This window comes from Pseudomonas sp. Fl4BN1, from assembly GCF_009908285.1.
GTDB lineage: Bacteria > Pseudomonadota > Gammaproteobacteria > Pseudomonadales > Pseudomonadaceae > Aquipseudomonas.
In genome coordinates this window covers 72,967-92,154 of record NZ_JAAARM010000016.1, presented here as the reverse complement: position 1 = coordinate 92,154, position 19,188 = coordinate 72,967, and the positions used below count along the sequence as shown (strand labels likewise).

Annotated in this window: 19 protein-coding genes; 9 read left to right on the top strand and 10 right to left on the bottom strand. The window is 61.3% G+C overall.

Annotated features, from left to right (window positions below):
• Positions 1 to 30: 30 nt before the first annotated feature.
• Positions 31 to 270 (bottom strand): sulfurtransferase TusA family protein, encoded by a 240-nt coding sequence (locus GV818_RS18930; RefSeq protein WP_011059792.1) that lies wholly within the window; start codon positions 268 to 270, stop codon positions 31 to 33.
• 233 nt (positions 271 to 503) lie between these two features.
• On the opposite strand from GV818_RS18930, the gene GV818_RS18925 reads away from it, so the two are divergent.
• A complete protein-coding gene (locus GV818_RS18925) occupies positions 504 to 1,937 on the top strand; it encodes a M48 family metalloprotease (protein ID WP_161757636.1) in 1,434 nt (477 codons plus the stop codon).
• 72 nt (positions 1,938 to 2,009) lie between these two features.
• Here GV818_RS18925 and GV818_RS18920 read toward each other — a convergent pair whose 3' ends face one another.
• The 4 genes from GV818_RS18920 to rpoE all read right to left on the bottom strand — a co-directional run bounded on the left by GV818_RS18920 (position 2,010) and on the right by rpoE (position 5,829).
• Positions 2,010 to 3,440 carry a DegQ family serine endoprotease gene (locus tag GV818_RS18920; protein WP_161777208.1) on the bottom strand — a complete coding sequence of 477 codons (1,431 nt, stop codon included), beginning with the start codon at positions 3,438 to 3,440 and terminating at the stop codon, positions 2,010 to 2,012.
• A 223-nt stretch (positions 3,441 to 3,663) separates the two neighbouring features.
• Positions 3,664 to 4,620, bottom strand: a complete 957-nt coding sequence (locus GV818_RS18915) for a MucB/RseB C-terminal domain-containing protein (RefSeq protein ID WP_161757638.1) — start codon at positions 4,618 to 4,620, stop codon at positions 3,664 to 3,666.
• A gap of 8 nt (positions 4,621 to 4,628) precedes the next feature.
• Positions 4,629 to 5,216 (bottom strand): sigma-E factor negative regulatory protein, encoded by a 588-nt coding sequence (locus GV818_RS18910; protein ID WP_161777207.1) that lies wholly within the window; start codon positions 5,214 to 5,216, stop codon positions 4,629 to 4,631.
• Positions 5,217 to 5,247: 31 nt separating this feature from the next.
• Positions 5,248 to 5,829, bottom strand: a complete 582-nt coding sequence (rpoE, locus tag GV818_RS18905) for an RNA polymerase sigma factor RpoE (RefSeq protein ID WP_007930230.1) — start codon at positions 5,827 to 5,829, stop codon at positions 5,248 to 5,250.
• A gap of 559 nt (positions 5,830 to 6,388) precedes the next feature.
• Here rpoE and nadB point away from each other — a divergent pair.
• The gene (gene nadB / locus GV818_RS18900) at positions 6,389 to 8,005 is read left to right on the top strand and encodes an L-aspartate oxidase (protein ID WP_161777206.1); all 1,617 of its coding nucleotides are present in this window, start codon (positions 6,389 to 6,391) and stop codon (positions 8,003 to 8,005) included.
• Here the strand turns inward: nadB and GV818_RS18895 are convergent.
• Together GV818_RS18895 and GV818_RS18890 are read right to left on the bottom strand one after the other, a co-directional pair.
• The gene (locus GV818_RS18895) at positions 7,974 to 8,426 is read right to left on the bottom strand and encodes a protein YgfX (protein WP_161777205.1); all 453 of its coding nucleotides are present in this window, start codon (positions 8,424 to 8,426) and stop codon (positions 7,974 to 7,976) included. The two genes, nadB and GV818_RS18895, sit on opposite strands and share 32 nt — an antisense overlap.
• Positions 8,410 to 8,664 (bottom strand): succinate dehydrogenase assembly factor 2, encoded by a 255-nt coding sequence (locus GV818_RS18890; protein WP_025127902.1) that lies wholly within the window; start codon positions 8,662 to 8,664, stop codon positions 8,410 to 8,412. Before GV818_RS18890 ends, GV818_RS18895 begins: the two co-directional genes overlap by 17 nt.
• A gap of 149 nt (positions 8,665 to 8,813) precedes the next feature.
• Between GV818_RS18890 and GV818_RS18885 the strand changes: the two genes are divergently transcribed.
• Positions 8,814 to 9,755 carry a YgfZ/GcvT domain-containing protein gene (locus GV818_RS18885; RefSeq protein WP_161757642.1) on the top strand — a complete coding sequence of 314 codons (942 nt, stop codon included), beginning with the start codon at positions 8,814 to 8,816 and terminating at the stop codon, positions 9,753 to 9,755.
• Between the two features lie 37 nt (positions 9,756 to 9,792).
• Positions 9,793 to 10,614 carry an HDOD domain-containing protein gene (locus GV818_RS18880; RefSeq protein WP_161757643.1) on the top strand — a complete coding sequence of 274 codons (822 nt, stop codon included), beginning with the start codon at positions 9,793 to 9,795 and terminating at the stop codon, positions 10,612 to 10,614.
• A 4-nt stretch (positions 10,615 to 10,618) separates the two neighbouring features.
• Here GV818_RS18880 and GV818_RS18875 read toward each other — a convergent pair whose 3' ends face one another.
• Complete coding sequence (locus GV818_RS18875; protein WP_161757644.1) at positions 10,619 to 12,004, bottom strand: sensor histidine kinase; 1,386 nt, start codon at positions 12,002 to 12,004, stop codon at positions 10,619 to 10,621.
• Positions 11,997 to 12,668 (bottom strand): response regulator, encoded by a 672-nt coding sequence (locus GV818_RS18870; protein ID WP_161757645.1) that lies wholly within the window; start codon positions 12,666 to 12,668, stop codon positions 11,997 to 11,999. The genes GV818_RS18875 and GV818_RS18870 overlap by 8 nt, the downstream gene beginning before the upstream one ends.
• A gap of 235 nt (positions 12,669 to 12,903) precedes the next feature.
• On the opposite strand from GV818_RS18870, the gene GV818_RS18865 reads away from it, so the two are divergent.
• The 5 genes from GV818_RS18865 to GV818_RS18845 all read left to right on the top strand — a co-directional run bounded on the left by GV818_RS18865 (position 12,904) and on the right by GV818_RS18845 (position 18,396).
• On the top strand, positions 12,904 to 14,196 hold the full coding sequence (locus GV818_RS18865) for an OprD family porin (protein ID WP_161777204.1): 1,293 nt from the start codon (positions 12,904 to 12,906) through the stop codon (positions 14,194 to 14,196).
• A gap of 162 nt (positions 14,197 to 14,358) precedes the next feature.
• Positions 14,359 to 15,345, top strand: a complete 987-nt coding sequence (locus tag GV818_RS18860) for a Bug family tripartite tricarboxylate transporter substrate binding protein (RefSeq protein ID WP_161757647.1) — start codon at positions 14,359 to 14,361, stop codon at positions 15,343 to 15,345.
• A 58-nt stretch (positions 15,346 to 15,403) separates the two neighbouring features.
• A complete protein-coding gene (locus GV818_RS18855; RefSeq protein WP_161777203.1) occupies positions 15,404 to 15,862 on the top strand; it encodes a tripartite tricarboxylate transporter TctB family protein in 459 nt (152 codons plus the stop codon).
• Between the two features lies 1 nt (position 15,863).
• A complete protein-coding gene (locus GV818_RS18850) occupies positions 15,864 to 17,378 on the top strand; it encodes a tripartite tricarboxylate transporter permease (protein ID WP_161757649.1) in 1,515 nt (504 codons plus the stop codon).
• Entirely contained in the window at positions 17,371 to 18,396 is a 1,026-nt protein-coding gene (locus GV818_RS18845; protein ID WP_161777202.1) for an AbrB family transcriptional regulator, read from the top strand. The genes GV818_RS18850 and GV818_RS18845 overlap by 8 nt, the downstream gene beginning before the upstream one ends.
• 74 nt (positions 18,397 to 18,470) lie before the next feature.
• On the opposite strand, the gene ung is transcribed toward GV818_RS18845, so the two are convergent.
• Positions 18,471 to 19,163, bottom strand: coding sequence for a uracil-DNA glycosylase (gene ung / locus GV818_RS18840; RefSeq protein ID WP_161757651.1), 693 nt, complete (start codon positions 19,161 to 19,163; stop codon positions 18,471 to 18,473).
• Positions 19,164 to 19,188: the final 25 nt, after the last annotated feature.

The following is a 19,188-nucleotide window of genomic DNA, read 5'->3' as shown; positions in this document are numbered from 1 at the left end:
TGATCCTTAGATGAAAGCGGTGAACGGCAGTCAGGCCTTTTTCAGCCAATAACGATAAACCCCAGCCTCGTCCTCTTCACGCAGCAGGGTATGACCGGCCAACCGGGCGAAAGTGCGGAAGTCACGCTGGGACCCGGCATCGGTGGCAATGACCTTGAGCACCGCGCCACTGGCCAGGCGATTGAGTTCCATCTTGGCCTTGAGCAGCGGCAATGGGCAGTTCAGCCCACTGGCATCCAGCTCGGCATCATGGGCTACAACATCGGTCATTGCCGTTACTCCGGTCACATATTCAAGGCGCCTAGAATACCCTGCAAGGTCCGCGGAGCTGCAATAAAGAAGCCCGACTACAGAGCATTGAACCAAGCATTTATGGCGCTGATGGAATAGACGCTGGGATTCTCCACAAAGCACGTTTTATCGCGAGAGTTTTCACTGCCTTTGTCTGGTCCCCAGCCAGGTGTCCAGCTACAGTAGAGCCTTTGTCGATTAAGGCTTTGTGCATGAATTTATTGCGCCCTACCCTGCTGACGCTCGCTTGCCTGCTCGCCTCACCGGGCTTCGCCGACGACTTGCCGTCACTCGGTGATGCCAGTTCAGCCATCGTCTCCCCGCAACAGGAATACCAACTGGGCCGTGCCTGGCTGGCGCTGCTGCGCAGCCAGGTCTCGCAACTCAACGACCCGCAACTCAAGGACTACGTCGAAACCAGCGTCTACAAACTGGTGGAAACCAGCCAGGTCAACGACCGGCGCCTAGAGTTCATCCTGATCAACAGCCCACAGCTCAACGCCTTTGCTGCCCCCGGCGGAATTATCGGGGTCAACGGCGGACTGTTTCTCAATGCCCAGACTGAAGGCGAGTACGCCTCGGTACTGGCCCACGAACTGGCTCACTTGTCCCAACGCCACTTCGCCCGCGGCGTCGAAGCCCAGCAACGAATGCAGATACCGATGATGGCAGCGCTGCTGGCCGGGATCGTGATTGCCGCTGCTGGCGCCGGTGATGCGGGGATCGCCACCATTGCCGGCACCCAGGCTGCCGCCATCCAGGAACAACGACGCTTCTCCCGACAGAATGAGCAGGAAGCCGACCGTATCGGCATTCTCAACCTGGAGAAGGCCGGCTACGACCCACGGTCGATGCCTACCATGTTTGAACGCTTGATGCGCCAGTACCGCTTTGATGCCAAGCCGCCGGAGTTCCTCCTGACTCACCCGGTCACCGAGTCGCGGATCGCCGACACCCGCAACCGCGCGGAGCAGGCCAAGCTCGGCGGCACCGAGGACAGCCTGCGCTATCAACTGATCCGCGCAAGGGTGCAGTTGAACTACGAAGATTCACCAGGGCTGGCTGCCAAGCGCTTTCGCGCGCAGCTCGATGAGAACCCGAAGAACGACATCGCCCGCTATGGCCTCGCCATCGCTCAGATCAAAGGCAGCCAATGGAACGAGGCCCGGGAAAACCTCAAGCCGTTGCTGGCCAAGTCACCCAATGACATCACCTACAATCTGGCCCAGATCGAACTGGACATGGCCAACAGCCGCCTACCGGATGCACAAGCCCGACTCGAACGGATGCTCAACCTGTACCCGGGCAACTACCCGCTGAATCAGGTCCGGGTTGACTTGCTGCTCAAGCAGAACCGCCCGGCCGATGCCGAAAAGGCCCTGGAAGGCCTGCTGAAAAGCCGCCCCGATGATCCTGATGTCTGGTACCTGGTGGCAGAAACCCGCGGCCTTTCGGGCAACATCATCGGCCTGCATCAGGCCCGAGCTGAGTATTTCGCCTTGGTGGGCGACTACCGCCAAGCCATCCAGCAACTGGACTTTGCCAAACGCCGAGCCGGCAGCAACTTCCCTCTGTCATCGAGAATCGACGCTCGTCAGCGCGAGATGATGGACCAGGAACAGATGGTCAAGGATATGATGCGCTGAAGCATTCCCCCACAAAAAAGCCCGCCTCTCACGAAGCGGGCTTTTTATTGGGCAAGCCTTCTGCCTGGCGGCTTACTCCGCCAGTTTGAAGGTGATGAAGCTGGCTCGACCCTGACGCAGTACACGCATGGACACCGAACGATTCTTCGGTAGCGCCTTGGCGATTTCGGTGAACTCCTTGGCTGTAGTGATCGCTTGGTTGTTCAGGTGGGTGATCACGTCGCCCGGCTGCAGGCCGATCAGCGCCGCAGGGCCGTCCTGGACTTCCTTGATAACCACACCGCCCTTGAGGTCGAAGGTCTTCTTCTGCTCAGCGTTGAGTTCGACCACAGCTACGCCGAGGCGATTGCTGCTGCGCTCGACACCGGATTTCGGCAGCATGCTCAGGTCTTTGTCTTCCTCGGGAATCGCGCCCACGGTCAGCTCGACACTCTTGTGCTTGCCGTCGCGGATCACTTCCAGGTTGGCCTTGGCGCCGGCCTTCAGTGCACCCACCAAATGCGGCAAGTCCGCCGACATGACGATAGGCTGGCCGTTCAGGCTGAGAATCACGTCACCCACTTGCAAGCCACCCTTGGCCGCAGGACCGTCGTCCTGAATCTGCGCCACCAGGGCCCCGGCTGGTTTTTCCAGGCCGAAGGATTCAGCCAGGTCCTTGTTGACCTCCTGAATCACCACGCCCAACCAGCCACGGCTGACTTTGCCGCCAGTTTTGAGCTGGTTGGAAACGTCCATGGCCACATCGATCGGGATCGCGAAGGAAACGCCCATGAAGCCGCCAGAACGGGTATAGATCTGCGAGTTGATGCCCACCACTTCGCCCGCCAGGTTGAACAGCGGGCCACCAGAGTTACCTGGGTTGATTGGCACGTCGGTCTGAATGAACGGTACGTAGTTTTCGTTGGGCAAGCTACGGCCGATGGCACTGACGATACCTTGGGTCACGGTATGGTCGAAGCCGAACGGCGAGCCGATCGCCACGACCCATTGACCGGCCTTGAGGTCCTGGGATTTGCCCATTTTCAGCACCGGCAGGTCTTTACCGTCGATTTTCAACAACGCCACGTCGGAACGTGGGTCGGTGCCGATCAACTTGGCTTTCAACTCACTGCGATCAGCCAGGCGTACGAGAATCTCATCCGCATCAGCAATCACATGATTGTTGGTCAGGATGTAGCCATCCGGAGAAATGATGAACCCCGAACCCAGGGATTGCGCTTCACGCTGGCGATCCCCTCGCGGAGAACGCTGCTGTGGCATGCCACGCTCGAAAAACTCGCGCAACATCGGAGGCAGGCCTTCCAGATCGGGCATCTGCGCCGAGTTGGAGACCTTGCGATCCGGCAGTTTCTGCGTGGTACTGATGTTCACCACCGCAGGCGAGGCCTGCTCGACCAGTTGCGTGAAATCAGGCAATTCGGCCGCCTGGGCAGACACGGCCTGCCCAAGCACCAATACGGTGGCAAAAATGGTGAAGTAAGACTTCAAGCGTGGTATCGACATACGGCTCCCGTTACGACGAGCGTGATTAAGCGATATGAAGCAAACAGTATCGAACAGACAAGGACGATGCTTTTGCTCCAGGAACGACAAATAAGGTCAGAACCGAGGGGCTCTGACCTATAGAAAAATCCAGGGGATTTTGCAAATGAAATTGCTCACCAAACATTTCATCTTCTCAATTGTGGCTTAGGCATTACTGACCTCTAACACAACCAATAAAGGCTCATTGCTTGGCGGTAGCATCGGAGCGCATCGACAGCGCAATACGTTCAGCGGTGCCAATGGGGATTTCCCCGACCACGGTGACCATCATTTCACCATCGGGCGTGGTCAAACGCCGCGACACCGCGACGGTAGGCCCGAGCTGCGTCCGAGTATCGGTGACCGTCGCGCCATTGAGCGGCTCGAGGAACACCGAAAAACGCGCCAGCCCGTCGTCATACAGCAGGCTGTTGACCAGGGTCTTGGTTTCCGGATCCTTGCGCGCGGTACTGCTGGTCAACTCGAAGCCTGGAGGCAACCAGTCGGAGTGCCAGGTTTGCGCACTCTTGATCGCCGAGGCCTTGTCACTGTCCAAGGAGACCGGCTTGCAGTCCGCACTGGGGCGCAACTCGGCTTCCTCGGGTACATTCGCCGTATCCAGGCGAGTGAATTGAAAACGCTCCAGCAACTGCCCCTTGTCATTCAACAACAGGGATTTCAGTGGCAGGCCGGTTTCACGATCCAGATGCAATTCAAAACCGTAACGATGCTGGTCCCGAGGCGTAAGCGACACGATCACCGCCGGGCGCCCAGCCACACGCGACTTGCCAATGACAGCAAGGTCGTACCAATTCTTGAGTTTTTGCGGATCCAGCGCACGCGCCGCAGAGTCCGGAGAATCGCCCAACCCTGCCACCAGCGTACCGCTGACGCACTGGGTACGGCCATCGACACGCACCACCTCTTGAGCGGATCCATCGAGCTGGGTCAACCGCTCACGGACCTTTCCATCCTGGACGCGATGCCAGATGTTATGGGTAGAAAAACTACCGTTACGCTCATAAACGAAGGTGCCCTGAAAGCTTTGCTGCTGTTCCGCTTGCCCAAGACGCTGCAACCAGTCCTGGGCTTCGTCGGCGTAGGCTGGAACCACAAACCAGCCACTCAGCAGAAGCGATAGTAGAGGTATGGCGCGCATGATCCTCCTTAGCGGTTTTCCAGGCTTGCTGCACGGGCATAAGGCAGAGCGCTTTCAGTGCCTTTGAGTGCAGCCTGCTGAGCATGCTGACGCAGATAGCTTGGCAGGCGCTGGTCATGCCAACCTGGCTGCCCTTGCAATACGCCATTGGCCATGGGGCCGGTGGCTTCCGAACTTTCATTGTAGCCGGCCAATACCGCTGGGCCTTTGACTTGTGGAGTCGCCAGGGTTGGCTGACCAGCCCGCTGGGCTAGTTCGACGCCGGCAATCTCATCGTGATTGTACAGGCGGACACCCGCCAATACTGCCACGGTCACCGACGCGGCTACCGCCAGACGGCCCAGGCTGCGCCATGGTCCGCGAGAGGCTTTGGCCGGCACGGCTTCATCAGCCAGAGCTGCAGAAACGGCAGCGGCAATGTCCAGACGTGGAATCAGCAACTCCTTGTGCATAGCTGCCCGGGCGATTTGATAACGGGCCCAAGTTTCACGGGTTTCCACTTCGTCGACGGCATTCAATACCCGACGCAATTCCAGTTCGTCCGCTTCGTTATCCATCACCGCGGACAGCGATTCCTGCAGGGCTTCACGACTCATTGCGGTTCCTCTCTTGGCTGTCGCCGCTGTCTCAGGTTTCCTGCAACAACGGCTGCAGGGCTTTATCGATGGCCTCCCGAGCGCGGAAAATCCGGGAGCGCACGGTACCCACCGGACACTGCATGACGCTCGCAATGTCCTCGTAACTCAGACCATCGAACTCACGTAAAGTTAAGGCTGTACGCAAATCTTCCGGCAGTTGCTGAATGGTTCGATGGACGGTGCCCTCGATCTCATCCCGCAGCAATGCACGTTCCGGCGATTCGAGATCCTTCAGGCCATGATCGCCGTCATAGAACTCCGCATCTTCAGAACTCACATCGCTATCTGGCGGCCGACGGCCGCGTGAAACCAGATAGTTTTTCGCCGTGTTGATGGCGATACGGTAAAGCCACGTGTAAAACGCGCTATCACCACGAAAATTACCTAGTGCACGATAAGCCTTGATAAAGGCTTCTTGTGCGACATCCTGGGCTTCATGGGTGTCGTGCACGAAACGCACGATCAACCCGAGAATTTTGTGCTGGTATTTCAGCACGAGCAGATCGAACGCTCGCTTGTCGCCACGCTGAACGCGCTCGACCAGCTGCTGATCCTCTTCCTGGGTTAGCATGAACACTCCTCGATAAGCTCGGAGGAGGCTTGCATCACTAATCGATCAGGCTTGCAAACATAGACTCGGGCTTTTCGCAAAAGTTCTCCCCCTCCAAGCAAGTTTCCTGCGGGCTCTGATCCGGCACGCACGAAAAACGCAGCGCGGGCAAGGCCGGCTGCGCGAATAATCCTGTCGCCGATTTCTGTCACAAGGGACACATTGAAAACCTTGGATAGAGCCGACACTGTCCCTTCTTTCAGGCAACCTTCTATTGAGTTTGGGGCCTTGGCAAAAGTTCCCAATCTTTATAGCTGTGCCAGACGAAGATTGTGTAACGGTGAAGAGAAAAACAGCACTACGTCTTCGATCAGCCCTTTCAGAGCCTGGAACGCCCGCAAATCCCGGGCTGACCGAGAGCAACGCTGCTGCTCAGCAAAGACGCACGATGCCATGAAGGCGCGACTATTGTGCCGATCCCCCCCTCTATATACTAGTGCGCTGTGTGGCTGCTTTGACTCGCCGATTCAGGCGTCTTGCGCCAACCCTGTCCTGGGTCGCTTTGAGCGGAATCCTTCAAATGAGCCAACAGTTTCAACACGATGTTCTGGTGATTGGCAGCGGCGCTGCCGGCTTGAGCCTGGCGCTGACCTTGCCCAGTCACCTACGTATTGCCGTCCTGAGCAAAGGTGACCTCGCCAACGGCTCGACCTACAGGGCCCAGGGCGGCGTGGCGGCGGTGCTGGACGATACCGACACCATCGAATCCCACGTCGATGACACCCTCAATGCCGGCGGCGGCCTGTGTCACGAAGATGCAGTGCGCTTTACCGTGGAGCACAGCCGCGAGGCCATCCAATGGCTGATCGACCAAGGCGTGCCCTTTACCCGCGATGAAGATGCCAGCAGCGAAGACAACGGCTTCGAATTCCACCTGACCCGTGAAGGTGGTCACAGCCACCGGCGAATCATCCACGCTGCCGATGCCACCGGCGCAGCGATCTTCAAGACCTTGCTCGCCCAAGCCCGGCAACACCCCAATATCGAGCTGCTGGAGCAGCGGGTCGCGGTCGATCTGATCACCGAGAAGCGCCTGGGGCTGGAAGGCGACCGCTGCCTGGGCGCCTACGTGCTCAACCGTGGCACCGGCGAGGTGGATACCTTTGGCGCACGCTTCGTGATCCTCGCCTCCGGCGGTGCCGCCAAGGTCTATCTCTATACCAGCAACCCCGACAGCGCCTGCGGCGACGGCATTGCGATGGCCTGGCGTTCGGGCTGCCGGGTGGCCAACCTGGAATTCAACCAGTTCCACCCTACCTGCCTGTATCACCCCCTGGCCAAGAGCTTCCTGATCACCGAGGCCCTGCGCGGCGAAGGTGCGCACCTGAAGCTGCCCAACGGCGAACGCTTCATGCCACGCTTTGATCCACGGGCTGAACTGGCCCCACGGGATATCGTCGCCCGGGCCATCGACCATGAAATGAAGCGCCTGGGGATCGACTGCGTCTATCTGGACATCAGTCACAAGCCGGAAGCCTTCATCAAAAGTCACTTCCCCACCGTGTATGAACGCTGCCTGGAGTTCTCCATCGACATCACCCGGCAGCCGATCCCGGTGGTGCCGGCGGCCCACTACACCTGTGGCGGGGTGATGGTCGACCAACAAGGTCGCACCGATGTGCCCGGCCTGTACGCCATTGGCGAAACCAGCTTTACCGGCCTGCATGGCGCCAACCGCATGGCCAGCAACTCGCTGCTTGAGTGTTTTGTCTATGCCCGCTCAGCGGCGGCCGACATCCTTCGGCAACTGCCACAAGTGTCGATCCCCATCGCTCTGCCCGCCTGGGACGCCAGCCAGGTCACCGACTCAGACGAAGACGTGATCATTGCGCACAACTGGGACGAACTGCGGCGATTCATGTGGGATTACGTCGGCATCGTGCGCACCAACAAGCGCCTGCAACGGGCTCAGCACCGGGTGCGCCTGCTGCTGGACGAGATCGACGAGTTCTACAGCAACTACAAGGTCAGCCGCGACCTGATCGAGTTGCGCAACCTGGCCCAGGTGGCCGAATTGATGATCCTCTCGGCCATGGAACGCAAGGAAAGCCGGGGCCTGCACTACACCCTCGACTACCCGCACCTGCTGCCCGAAGCCCGCGACACTATTCTGGTACCGCCCACCTACGCCGACTGAACTTGAGCCGCACCCGCAGGCGCCGATGCTCATCGGCGGCCTGCGCATCCCGCGGCACGCAGATCGACCGTACCCAACGCTCACCCGCCAGGCGAAAGCGCAGCACTACGATCACGGGCAGCGCCAGGCTATCGGGATGCAAATGCACCGCCTGCCAGCCCTTGGCCGAACTCCACAACTGCCAACCCTCAGCCGAATACCGCAAACGGCTGAACGCCCGAGAATGACTCAACAAAATCTGCCGGGGCAAAACCCAGCAGGCATGCAGCAGGCACAGCAAAGTCCCCAGGAGCTTGGCGACCGACGGGATATCCAACAGAAAAACCGCGCCCAGGGCGAACGCCTGGGCCAGAAGGTAGGCCGCCAGCAGTTGCCGTGAAGGCTGCCAGCGACTCTCGAACAGGCTACTTGGGTTGGACACGGTCCAGAATCATCCGAACCATGCGCTGCAGCTCAGGATCCTCGGACTCGTTGCGCTCCATGAACCAGCCGAACATGTCCTGATCTTCGCATTCCAGCAGCTTGCGGTAGCACTCGCGATCAGTCTCATTGAGATGCGCATACACCTCCCTGACGAACGGCACCAACAATACGTCCAGCTCAAGCATGCCGCGACGGCTGTGCCAGTAGAGGCGATTCAGTTCAACATCTTCAACCATGGAGCACTCCTCAAATAGAGGGCAAGTATACAGTCCAGGGAACACCAGAACAGTCGGCTTTGGTCGGTCACCGCCCATCCTTTGGAAACTATCCATTTCAAGGGCGCCCCCTTATGATGTGCTCCAGACTTTTTACCCTGCGATGAACCATGGCTGACTCCGCTTTTTTCTGCCCCCTGTCCCACGAAGGCGTGCTCGCCGTCCGCGGCCCTGATGCCAGCAAATTCCTTCAGGGTCAGCTGACCTGCAACCTCAATTACCTCAACGACTCCCAGTCCAGCCTGGGCGCCCGCTGCACCCAGAAAGGCCGCATGCAATCGAGCTTCCGCATCCTGCTCGATGGCGACGGCTGCCTGCTGGCGATGGCCAGCGAGTTGATCGAGCCGCAATTGGCGGACCTGAAGAAATACGCGGTGTTCTCCAAGGCCAAACTCGCCGATGAAAGCGCCAACTGGGTGCGTTTTGGCCTCGCCAACGGGCAAGCCGTCCTGAACGGACTGGGCCTTGATTTACCCGAGGCAGACGGTGCCGTAGTCCGTGCCGACGGCCTGATTGCCGTGCGCGCCTCAAGCCACCGCGCCGAACTCTGGGTTCCGGCGGAACGCGCCGACAGCCTGCGCCCACAACTCGCCGCGCAACTGCCCCAAGGCGAACTGAACCAGTGGCTGCTGGGCCAGATTCGCGCCGGCCTGGGCCAAGTCATGCCGCAGACCCGCGAACTGTTCATTCCGCAGATGCTCAACCTGCAGGCCGTTGGCGGCGTCAGCTTCAAGAAAGGCTGCTACACCGGCCAGGAAATCGTCGCGCGCATGCAATACCTGGGCAAACTCAAGCGCCGTCTGTACCGCCTGGCATTGCCCGCTGGCGAACTGCCTGCTCCTGGTACCCCGCTGTTCTCCCCCACCCACAACAGCGCCATTGGCGAAGTGGTGCTGGCCGCCCAGGCGCAGCAACAAGTGGAATTGCTGGCCGTATTGCAGGCCGAGGCGGTGGAAGATGGCAACCTGCACCTTGGAACACTCGAAGGGCCGGGCCTGCAATTGCTGGATCTGCCATACCAGTTGGACCGTGATCGCGAAATCCAACGTTGATCGCCTGCCCTTTTTTGCAACACCCTAGAGAACTGAAATGACTGAGCTGGCGCAAAAGGTCCTACAGGATTTGGTGGAGGCCATCGACAACGATGACTTGGTCCTGCCAACCCTACCGGAGGTGGCCATGCAGATTCGCCAGGCCGCCGAAGACCCGGAAATCAGCGTCAGCAGCCTGAGCAAGGTGATCAGTCGCGACGCGGCGCTGTCCGCGCGGCTGATCAAGGTGGTCAACAGCCCCCTGCTGAGAGCAGCCCAGGAAGTCACCGACCTGCATACGGCGATCACCCGCCTAGGTATCAACTACAGCAGTAACCTGGCCATCGGCCTGGTGATGGAACAGATTTTCAACGCCCGTTCCGAAGTGGTGCAGCAAAAGATGCGCGACGTCTGGCGCAGCAGCCTGGAGGTGGCCGGGGTCAGCTACGCCCTGTGCCGCAGCTATTCCCAACTCAAGCCCGACCAGGCGGCACTCGGCGGCCTGGTGCACCAGATCGGCGTGCTGCCGATCCTGACCTACGCCGAAGATCACTACGAACTGCTTTCCGATCCGGTCAGCCTCAATCACGTGATCGAACGCATTCACCCGTTACTGGGGGACAAGCTGCTACGCGTCTGGGAATTCCCCGAGCAACTGGTGGAAATCCCCGGGCACTACCTGAATTTCAACCGCCAGTCCCCACAGATCGACTATGTCGACCTGGTCCAAGTGGCGACCCTGTATTGCCACAAAGACACCGACCACCCACTCTCGCGCATCGACGCCGTCAATGTGCCGGCCTTCAAGAAGCTGGGAATCGACCCGGAAAACAAGGCCATGTGCGGTGATCTGCAAGCATCCCGCTCAATGCTCTACTGAGCCCTCAACCGGCGATGAAACTCACCCGAACCTTCAGCCCTGAAGGTTCGCCGTCATGCAGGCTGATCTGTGCCAGGTGGGCGCGGCAGATCTCGCCGACGATCGCCAGCCCCAACCCCGAACCCGCGACCTGCTGATTGCGTCGGTAAAAGCGCTCGAAGACCCGGTCGCGATCTTCCAGGGGAATCCCCGGCCCATCATCCTCCACCTCCAGCACACCCGGCGGCGACACCCGCAGCACCACATTGCCGCCCGGCGGGGTGTGGGCCAACGCGTTGTCCACCAGATTGCTCAGCAGCTCATTGAGCAGGGTCGGCTCGCCCTTGAGCCACACCGGCTCGTTGGCCTCCAGGGCCAGCGCCACGCCCCGGGCATGAGCCAGGGGGGCCATGGCCATGCCCAACTCCCGAGCCAGCTGGCTGAGGTCGAGCAACTGCGCACCGCCCTCGGCGATGGCCCTGGCACCATTTTCCACCCGAGCCAGGGACAGCAACTGATTGGCCAGATGGGTCAGGCGATCGGTGCCCTGGGCCGCACTTTCCAGAGTCGAACGCCAGGTTTCAGGTTCGTTGGAGCGCAACCCTAATTCCAGGCGTGCCTTGAGCGCCGCCAACGGTGTGCGCAACTCGTGGGCGGCCTCGGCAATGAACTGCGCCTGGCGTTCGAACTGCTCCCGCAAGCGCTCAGTGAAATGATTCAAGGCCCGTACCAGAGGCCACAGCTCGCGCTGCACCGAAACCAGCGGCAATGGCCGCAAGTCATCCGACTGGCGCTCTTCCACCGCACCGCGCAAACGCTCCAGCGGGCGCAAAGCAGCACTCACCGCAAACCACACCAGAAGCAAAGCGCCGATGGCCAGCATGCCCAGGCGCAGCAGGGTATCGGCCATCAGGCTGCGAGCCATGGCGACCCGTGCCTCGTCGGTCTCCGCCACACGGATTTCCGCCATGCCATTCATGGTCGGCTCACTGACCGCCTTGAGCAGGCTAACCACCCGCACATTCTGGCCCTGGTAAGTGGCATCGTAAAAACGTGCCAGGGCCGGATAGTCGTCGGTACGCGGGGTGCCCGGCGGTGGCCCTGGCAGGTTTTCATACCCTGAGATCAAGTGCTGGTGAATATCGTTGACCTGGTAGTAGATGCGCCCAGCACTGTCGTAGGCAAAGGTGTCCAGGGCCACGTAGGGCACATTGGCGCTGAGGCTGCCGTCACGCTGGGACAGGCCGGCGGCAATGGTTCGCGCCGAGGCCAGCAGGGTCCGGTCGTAAGCGGTGTCAGCGGCCTCGCGCCCATTCCAGTACGCGCTCAGACCACTGGCCAGCATCAACACCACCAACAGCAACGCCAGGTTCCACAACAACCGCCAGCGCAGGCTGCTGGGCTTATGCATCGCGGCTTTCCAGCAGGTAGCCCAGGCCACGGAAGGTAACGATGGCCACCGCATGACCATCGAGCTTCTTGCGCAAGCGATGGACGTAGATTTCGATGGCATCCGGGCTGGCCTCTTCGTCCAGGCCGAAGACCTGGGATGCCAACTGCTCCTTGCTCATTACCCGACCGGGACGGGCAATCAGCGCTTCAAGCACCGCCTGCTCGCGAGAGGTCAAGGTCAGCAGCTCTTCACCAAGGGTAAAACGGCGGGTGTCCAGGTCATAGCTCAGCACCCCACAACGCTGCTGACGTTCGCCCCCCAGCACGCTACGACGCAACAATGCCTTGACCCGGGCTTCGAGCTCGGTCAGTTCGAAAGGCTTGGCCAGATAATCGTCGGCCCCAAGGTTCAGCCCATGGACCCGGTCCTTGACGTCGCTGCGGGCGGTAAGCATCAGCACCGGCAGGTTCTTGCCCCGGGCCCGCAGGCGCGCCAGGACCTCGAAACCGTCCATGCGCGGCAAGCCGACATCGAGGATCGCCACCGCATATTCCTCGCTGCCAAGGGCCAGGTCGGCGGCCACCCCATCGTGCAACACATCCACGGTCAAGCCGGTGCTCTTGAGCGCCAGGGCGATACTTTCGGCCAGTTGCAGATGGTCTTCAACGAGCAGAACTCGCATGGCTGTTTACCTCGCTTCAGGGGGGATCGACGCCGCTCTTTGGCGCGGAGTGTACCGCCGCAATCGCGGCTGTGAAGCCCGAAAGCCGTGAAAGTGCGCTGAAAGGTTAGCGAAAGGTTGGCCCTTTAGAGTCCTGCTACGGACGGTTTCGACTGCCCTGGCCTTGATGGCCGCTGAGCCGCAAAACGCCTCGAAGCGTTTTCGTCAAAATAAGAACAATAACGGAGTACCCAGGATGCCATCCACGCACCCTAAGGCTGTCCAGCCTGCGCGTTTTTCCCGCCTGACCTCAACCGCTCTCGCCAGCGCTGCCGCCCTCGTCGGCGTCGCCCCGCTCAGCCAGGCCGCCTTCTTCGAAGACAGCAGCGGCACCTTCGAAACTCGCAACATGTACTTCAACCGCGACTTTCGCGACGGCACCAGCGCCCAGCAATCCAAGCGCGACGAGTGGGCCCAGGGCTTCATGCTCAACCTGCAGTCGGGCTACACCGAAGGCACCGTGGGTTTCGGCCTGGATGCCCTGGGGATGCTTGGGGTCAAGCTCGACTCCAGCCCCGACCGCACCGGTACCGGCCTGCTACCGACCCACGATGACGGACGCGCGGCCAATCAATATTCCAAGCTCGGCCTGACTGGCAAGGTGAAGATTTCCGCCACCGAACTGAAAATCGGCAGCCTGATCCCCGAGTTGCCGATCCTCAAGCCCAACGACGGGCGCATCCTGCCGCAAACCTTCGAGGGCGGCCTGTTGACCTCCAAGGAGATCAAGAACCTGACCTTCACCGGCGGTCGCCTGGACAAGGTCAAGGACCGCGACGACAGCAACTACGAAGACATCCGCCTCAACAACAAGAACAGCCGCTTCGCCGGCAGCGCGACCGGCAAGCACTTCAATTTCGGCGGCCTGGACTACAAGCTCACCGACAAGATCACCGGCAGCTACCACTTCGCCCAACTGGACGATGTCTACAACCAGCACTTTCTTGGCCTGGTCACCTCGCAACCCTTGGGCCCCGGTACCTTCGCCAGCGACCTGCGCCTGGCCATCAGCGATGATCAGGGCCAGGCCCGAGGCGGCAAGATCGACAACCGATCCCTCAATGGCCTGGTGAGCTACGCCCTGAACGGGCATAAACTCAGCGCCGGCTACCAGCACATGTCCGGCGACAGTGCCTTCCCGTATGTCGATGGCAGCGACCCGTATCTGGTGAACTTCGTGCAAATCAACGACTTTGCCGGGGCCGAGGAGCGCTCCTGGCAGGCCCGTTACGACTACGACTTCGCCAAGCTCGGGGTGCCCGGCCTGAGCTTCATGACCCGCTACCTCAGCGGCGACAACATTGCCCTGAAGAACGGCGACACCGGCAAGGAATGGGAACGCAACACCGAGATCAAATACGTGGTGCAAAGCGGCACCTTCAAGGATGTCGCCGTGCGCCTGCGCAACGCCACCTACCGTTCCAACTATTCGGCTCGCGATGCGGATGAAGTGCGCTTGCTGGTGAGCTACAGCGTGGCCCTGTGGTAAGCCCTCCGTATCTCGCTGTGTCGTAGGCGCTGGCTTGCCAGCGAAGAGGCCCGCAAGCCCCGCACAAGGCTCATGGGCCCCTTCGCCGGCAAGCCGGCTCCTACGGAAAAAAGGGTCGAGGATGACCCGGACATACCTACAACAACTCCTGTGGAGACAAGCATGGACCTTTCATTGCGTAACCTCGCCCTCGCGGCCGGCTGCATGCTGTTCGCCGGCCAACTGCTGGCCGCATCCGCCGAACCCAAGCGCCCGGAATGCATCGCCCCGGCCTCCCCCGGCGGCGGTTTCGACCTGACCTGCAAGCTGGCGCAAAGCGCCCTGATCAACGAGAAGATTCTCACCAAGCCGATGCGCGTGACCTACATGCCCGGCGGTGTCGGTGCCGTGGCCTACAACGCGGTAGTGGCCCAGCGTCCAGCCGACGCCGGGACATTGGTCGCCTGGTCCAGCGGCTCGCTGCTGAACCTGGCCCAGGGCAAATTCGGCCGTTTCGATGAAAACGCGGTGCGCTGGCTGGCAGCGGTAGGTACCAGCTACGGCGCCATCGCGGTGAAAAGCGATTCGCCCTACAAGACCCTAGACGATCTGGTCCAGGCCCTGAAGAAAGACCCGAGCAAAGTGGTGATCGGCTCCGGCGGCACTGTCGGCAGCCAGGACTGGATGCAGACCGCGCTGATCGCCAAGGCCGCTGGGATCAACCCTCGGGACCTGCGCTACGTGGCCCTGGAAGGCGGCGGGGAAATCGCCACCGCCCTGCTGGGCGGGCATATCCAGGTAGGCAGCACCGACATCTCCGACTCCATGCCACACATCCAGGCCGGCGACATGCGCCTGCTGGCGGTGTTCTCCGCCCAGCGCCTGGACGAGCCGGAAATGAAGGATATCCCCACCGCCAAGGAACAGGGCTACGACATCGTCTGGCCGGTGGTGCGCGGCTTCTACCTCGGGCCAAAAGTCAGCGACGCTGAATACGCCTGGTGGAAAGACGCCTTCGACAAACTGCTGGCCTCCGAAAACTTCGCCAAGCTGCGTGACCAGCGCGAACTGTTCCCCTTCGCCATGACCGGCCCCGAGTTGGACACCTACGTGAAGCAGCAGGTAGCCGACTACAAGACCCTGGCCAAAGAGTTCGGCCTGATCCAGTGACCGTCCCTTTCTAACGGCTCGGCCCTCGCGCATCGGGGGCCGGGCCCGGGAGTTAGCCATGCTCGTTCAACGTCTCTTCGCCGCGGTGTTGCTGCTGGCCTGTGCCGGCCTGGCACTGATGGCCTGGCCCTACCAGGCGGCCTTTTCCTACGAACCGGTAGGCCCGCGAGCCTTCCCCCTGCTGATGCTCGGTCTGATGAGCCTGGCCCTGCTGTACATGTTGTTTCGCCCGGTTCCGATCAAGCACAGCGAAGAAGAACCGCCCCTGGACCGGCAGACCCTGACCAAGATCACCCTCTGCGTGGTCTTGCTGCTGGTCTTTGCTGGCACCTTCGAACCCTTGGGTTTCATCGTCGCCAGCACCTTGATCGGCGTTCCGATGGCTCGCCTGTACGGCGGCCGCTGGCTGCCCAGCCTGGTGATCGTCAGCCTGCTCAGCATCGGCCTCTACTGGCTGTTCGACCGGGTCATGGACGTGCCACTGCCCCTCGGCCTGCTCGACGTTCTGGAGAATTGATATGGATACCCTGAGTTATCTGGGCCAGGGGTTCGGCGTCGCGCTGACCCCCTACAACCTGGTCACCGCCCTGTCCGGCACGTTGATCGGCACCGTGGTCGGCCTGCTCCCGGGCCTGGGCCCGATCAACGGCGTGGCACTGCTGATTCCTATCGCCTTCGCCCTGGGCCTGCCACCGGAATCGGCGCTGATCCTGCTGGCGGCGGTGTACCTGGGCTGCGAATACGGCGGCCGGATCAGCTCGATCCTGCTGAACATTCCCGGTGAAGCCTCCACCGTAATGACCACCCTCGACGGCTACCCCATGGCCCGCAAGGGCATGGCCGGGGTTGCCCTGTCGCTGTCGGCGTGGAGTTCGTTCATCGGTGCCTTCATCGCCACCTGCGGCATGGTGCTGTTCGCCCCGTTGCTGGCCAAGTGGGCAATCGCCTTCGGCCCGGCGGAATACTTCGTGCTGATGGTGTTCGCCATCGTCTGCCTCGGCGGCATGGCCGGCGACCGGCCGTTGAAGACCTTCATTGCCGCGTTGATCGGCCTGTTTCTCTCCGCGGTCGGCATCGACGCCAACAGTGGCGTGTACCGTTTCACCGGGGACAACATCCACCTCACCGACGGCATCCAGTTCGTGGTGCTGGTGCTGGGCTTGTTCTCCATCAGTGAGATCCTGTTGCTGCTGGAGAAGACCCATCGTGGCCAAGAGGCGGTGAAAGCCACCGGACGCATGATGTTCAACTTCAAGGAAGCGGCCTCGGTGTTCGTGGTGAACATCCGCTGCGGCCTGCTGGGTTTCATCATGGGCGTGTTGCCCGGTGCCGGCGCGACCCTGGCCAGTGCCGTGGCCTACATGACCGAGAAACGCCTCGCCGGTGCCAGCGGGACCTTTGGTGAAGGCGACAAGCGCGGCCTCGCCGCCCCCGAAACCGCGATTGGCGCTTCGGCCTGCGGCGCCCTGGTGCCGATGCTAACCCTCGGCGTGCCCGGTTCCGGCACCACGGCGGTGATGATCGGCGCCCTATCGCTGTACAACATCACCCCCGGCCCACTGCTGTTCCAGCAGCAGCCGGATATCGTCTGGGGCCTGATCGCCTCGTTGTTCATTGCCAATATCATGCTGGTGATCCTCAACATCCCGATGATCCGCATCTTCACCCGCATCCTCGCCGTGCCCAACTGGGCCCTGGTGCCCGTCATCGCGATCATCACCGGGATCGGCGTCTACGCGGTACACGCCACCACCTTCGACCTGTTCCTGATGGTCGGCATCGGCATCTTCGGCTACATCCTGCGCAAGCTCGATTTCCCGCTGTCGCCAGTGCTGCTGGGCTTCATCCTCGGTGGCCTGATGGAGCAGAACCTGCGCCGCGCGCTGTCGATTTCCAACGGTACGCTGGAGATCCTCTGGTCGAGCCCGATCACCCTCGGAGTCTGGGTGCTGACCGCCATCATGCTGCTGATGCCGCTGCTGCGTATCTGGCGCAAGCGTGCGGCTCAGCAACGTGCCGTGGCCGATGTCTGAAGTCAGGTTCAAACAGTGGTGGGGCACGCCCCTGGTGGGTCTGGCTGGCGGTTATCTCGCCAGCCAGGTCGGCTGGCCGCTGCCATGGATGGTCGGCTCGTTGCTGGCGATTATCCTGGTGCGCTGCCTGACGCCCTGGCAACTGGCGGAAATACCCGGCGGCCGCAAATGCGGGCAATGGGTGGTGGGCATCGGCATCGGCCTGCACTTCACCCCGCTGGTGATGGCGCAGGTCATGAGTCACTTCGGCCTGATCTTCTTCGGCGCCCTGGTCACCAGCCTGTCCAGCGTGGTCGGGGTCTGGTTGCTGCGGCGCACCGGGGAAGACCGGGCCACCGCGTTCTTCTCCAGCATGCCCGGCGGCTCCGGAGAAATGGTCAACCTCGGCGCACGCAATGGCGCGGTGCTCAGCCGCGTGGCGGCAGGGCAGAGCCTGCGGGTGCTGACGGTGGTGCTCTGTGTACCAGCGGCATTCAAATACCTGCTGGGGGAAGGCACGCCGGCCTTGCAGGCCGCCACTGTCGACTGGCAGTGGCTGGCCCTGCTGTTTCCCGCAGGAGCCCTATTGGCCTGGCTCTGGCAGCGTCTGCGTCAACCCAATCCCTGGTTGTTTGGCCCCCTGCTGCTCAGCGCCACGGTGAGCATCGCCTGGGACTTGCACATCGGCCTGCCCGACGGCGGCAGCCAGATGGGCCAGTGGCTGATCGGCAGTGGCCTGGGCTGTCACTTCAATCGGCAGTTCTTTCGGCGGGCGCCGTCATTCATGGGCCGGACTCTGATCGGCACGGCCCTGACCATGTTGATCGCCGGGCTCGCGGCCCTGGGCCTGAGCGTGCTGACCCACCTGGACCTGCGCTCGCTGACCCTGGGCATGATGCCCGGCGGCATTGCGGAAATGAGCCTGACGGCCGAGACCTTGCAACTGTCGGTGCCATTGGTGACCGCAATGCAGGTGATGAGGTTGTTGTTCGTGCTGTTTTTGGCGGAGCCTTTGTTCCGGCATTGGAACAAGGACTGAAACGTCCTTCGCCGGCAAGCCGGCTCCTACAGAAGATGCAGGAGCCGCTTGGCAGCTTTCGTTTGGCGTCTCGATCAAACCGGCGGCAGGCGCCACTCGATTGGCGTCTCGCCGTTTTGCTCAAGGTACTTGTTGGTACGGCTGAAATGCCCGCAACCGAGAAAGCCACGGTAGGCCGACAAGGGCGAGGGATGAACCGAGGTCAGCACCAGGTGTTTGCTGGCGTCGATCAGTTTCTGCTTGCCCTGGGCGTGCGCGCCCCACAGCAGGAACACCAGATGCGGCTGGTGCTCGCTGACCACTTCGATGATCCGATCGGTAAAGAACTGCCAGCCCTTGCCCGCATGAGACGCCGCATTGGCCCGCTCCACCGTCATGGTGGTGTTGAGCATCAACACGCCCTGTTCGGCCCAACTCTGCAGGTAACCGTGAGTGGGAATGTCGATGTTCAGGTCGCGCTTGAGCTCTTTATAGATGTTCACCAGCGAGGGCGGCGCCGGCACCCCGGGCTGCACCGAGAAGCACAGGCCGTGAGCCTGGCCCGGACCGTGGTACGGGTCCTGGCCGAGGATCACTACCTTGACCTGGTCCAGCGGCGTCGAGTTCAAGGCGTTGAAGATCATCGGGCCCGGCGGATAGATTTCCTTGCCGGCAGCATGTTCCTGACGCAGGAACTCCCGCAGTTCGGTCATGTAAGGCTGGTCGAATTCGGCACGCAGCGCCTCCTTCCAGCTCGGTTCGAGTTTGATACGATCGTCAGCAGTCATGGCCATGCCCGTGAAAAAACAATGG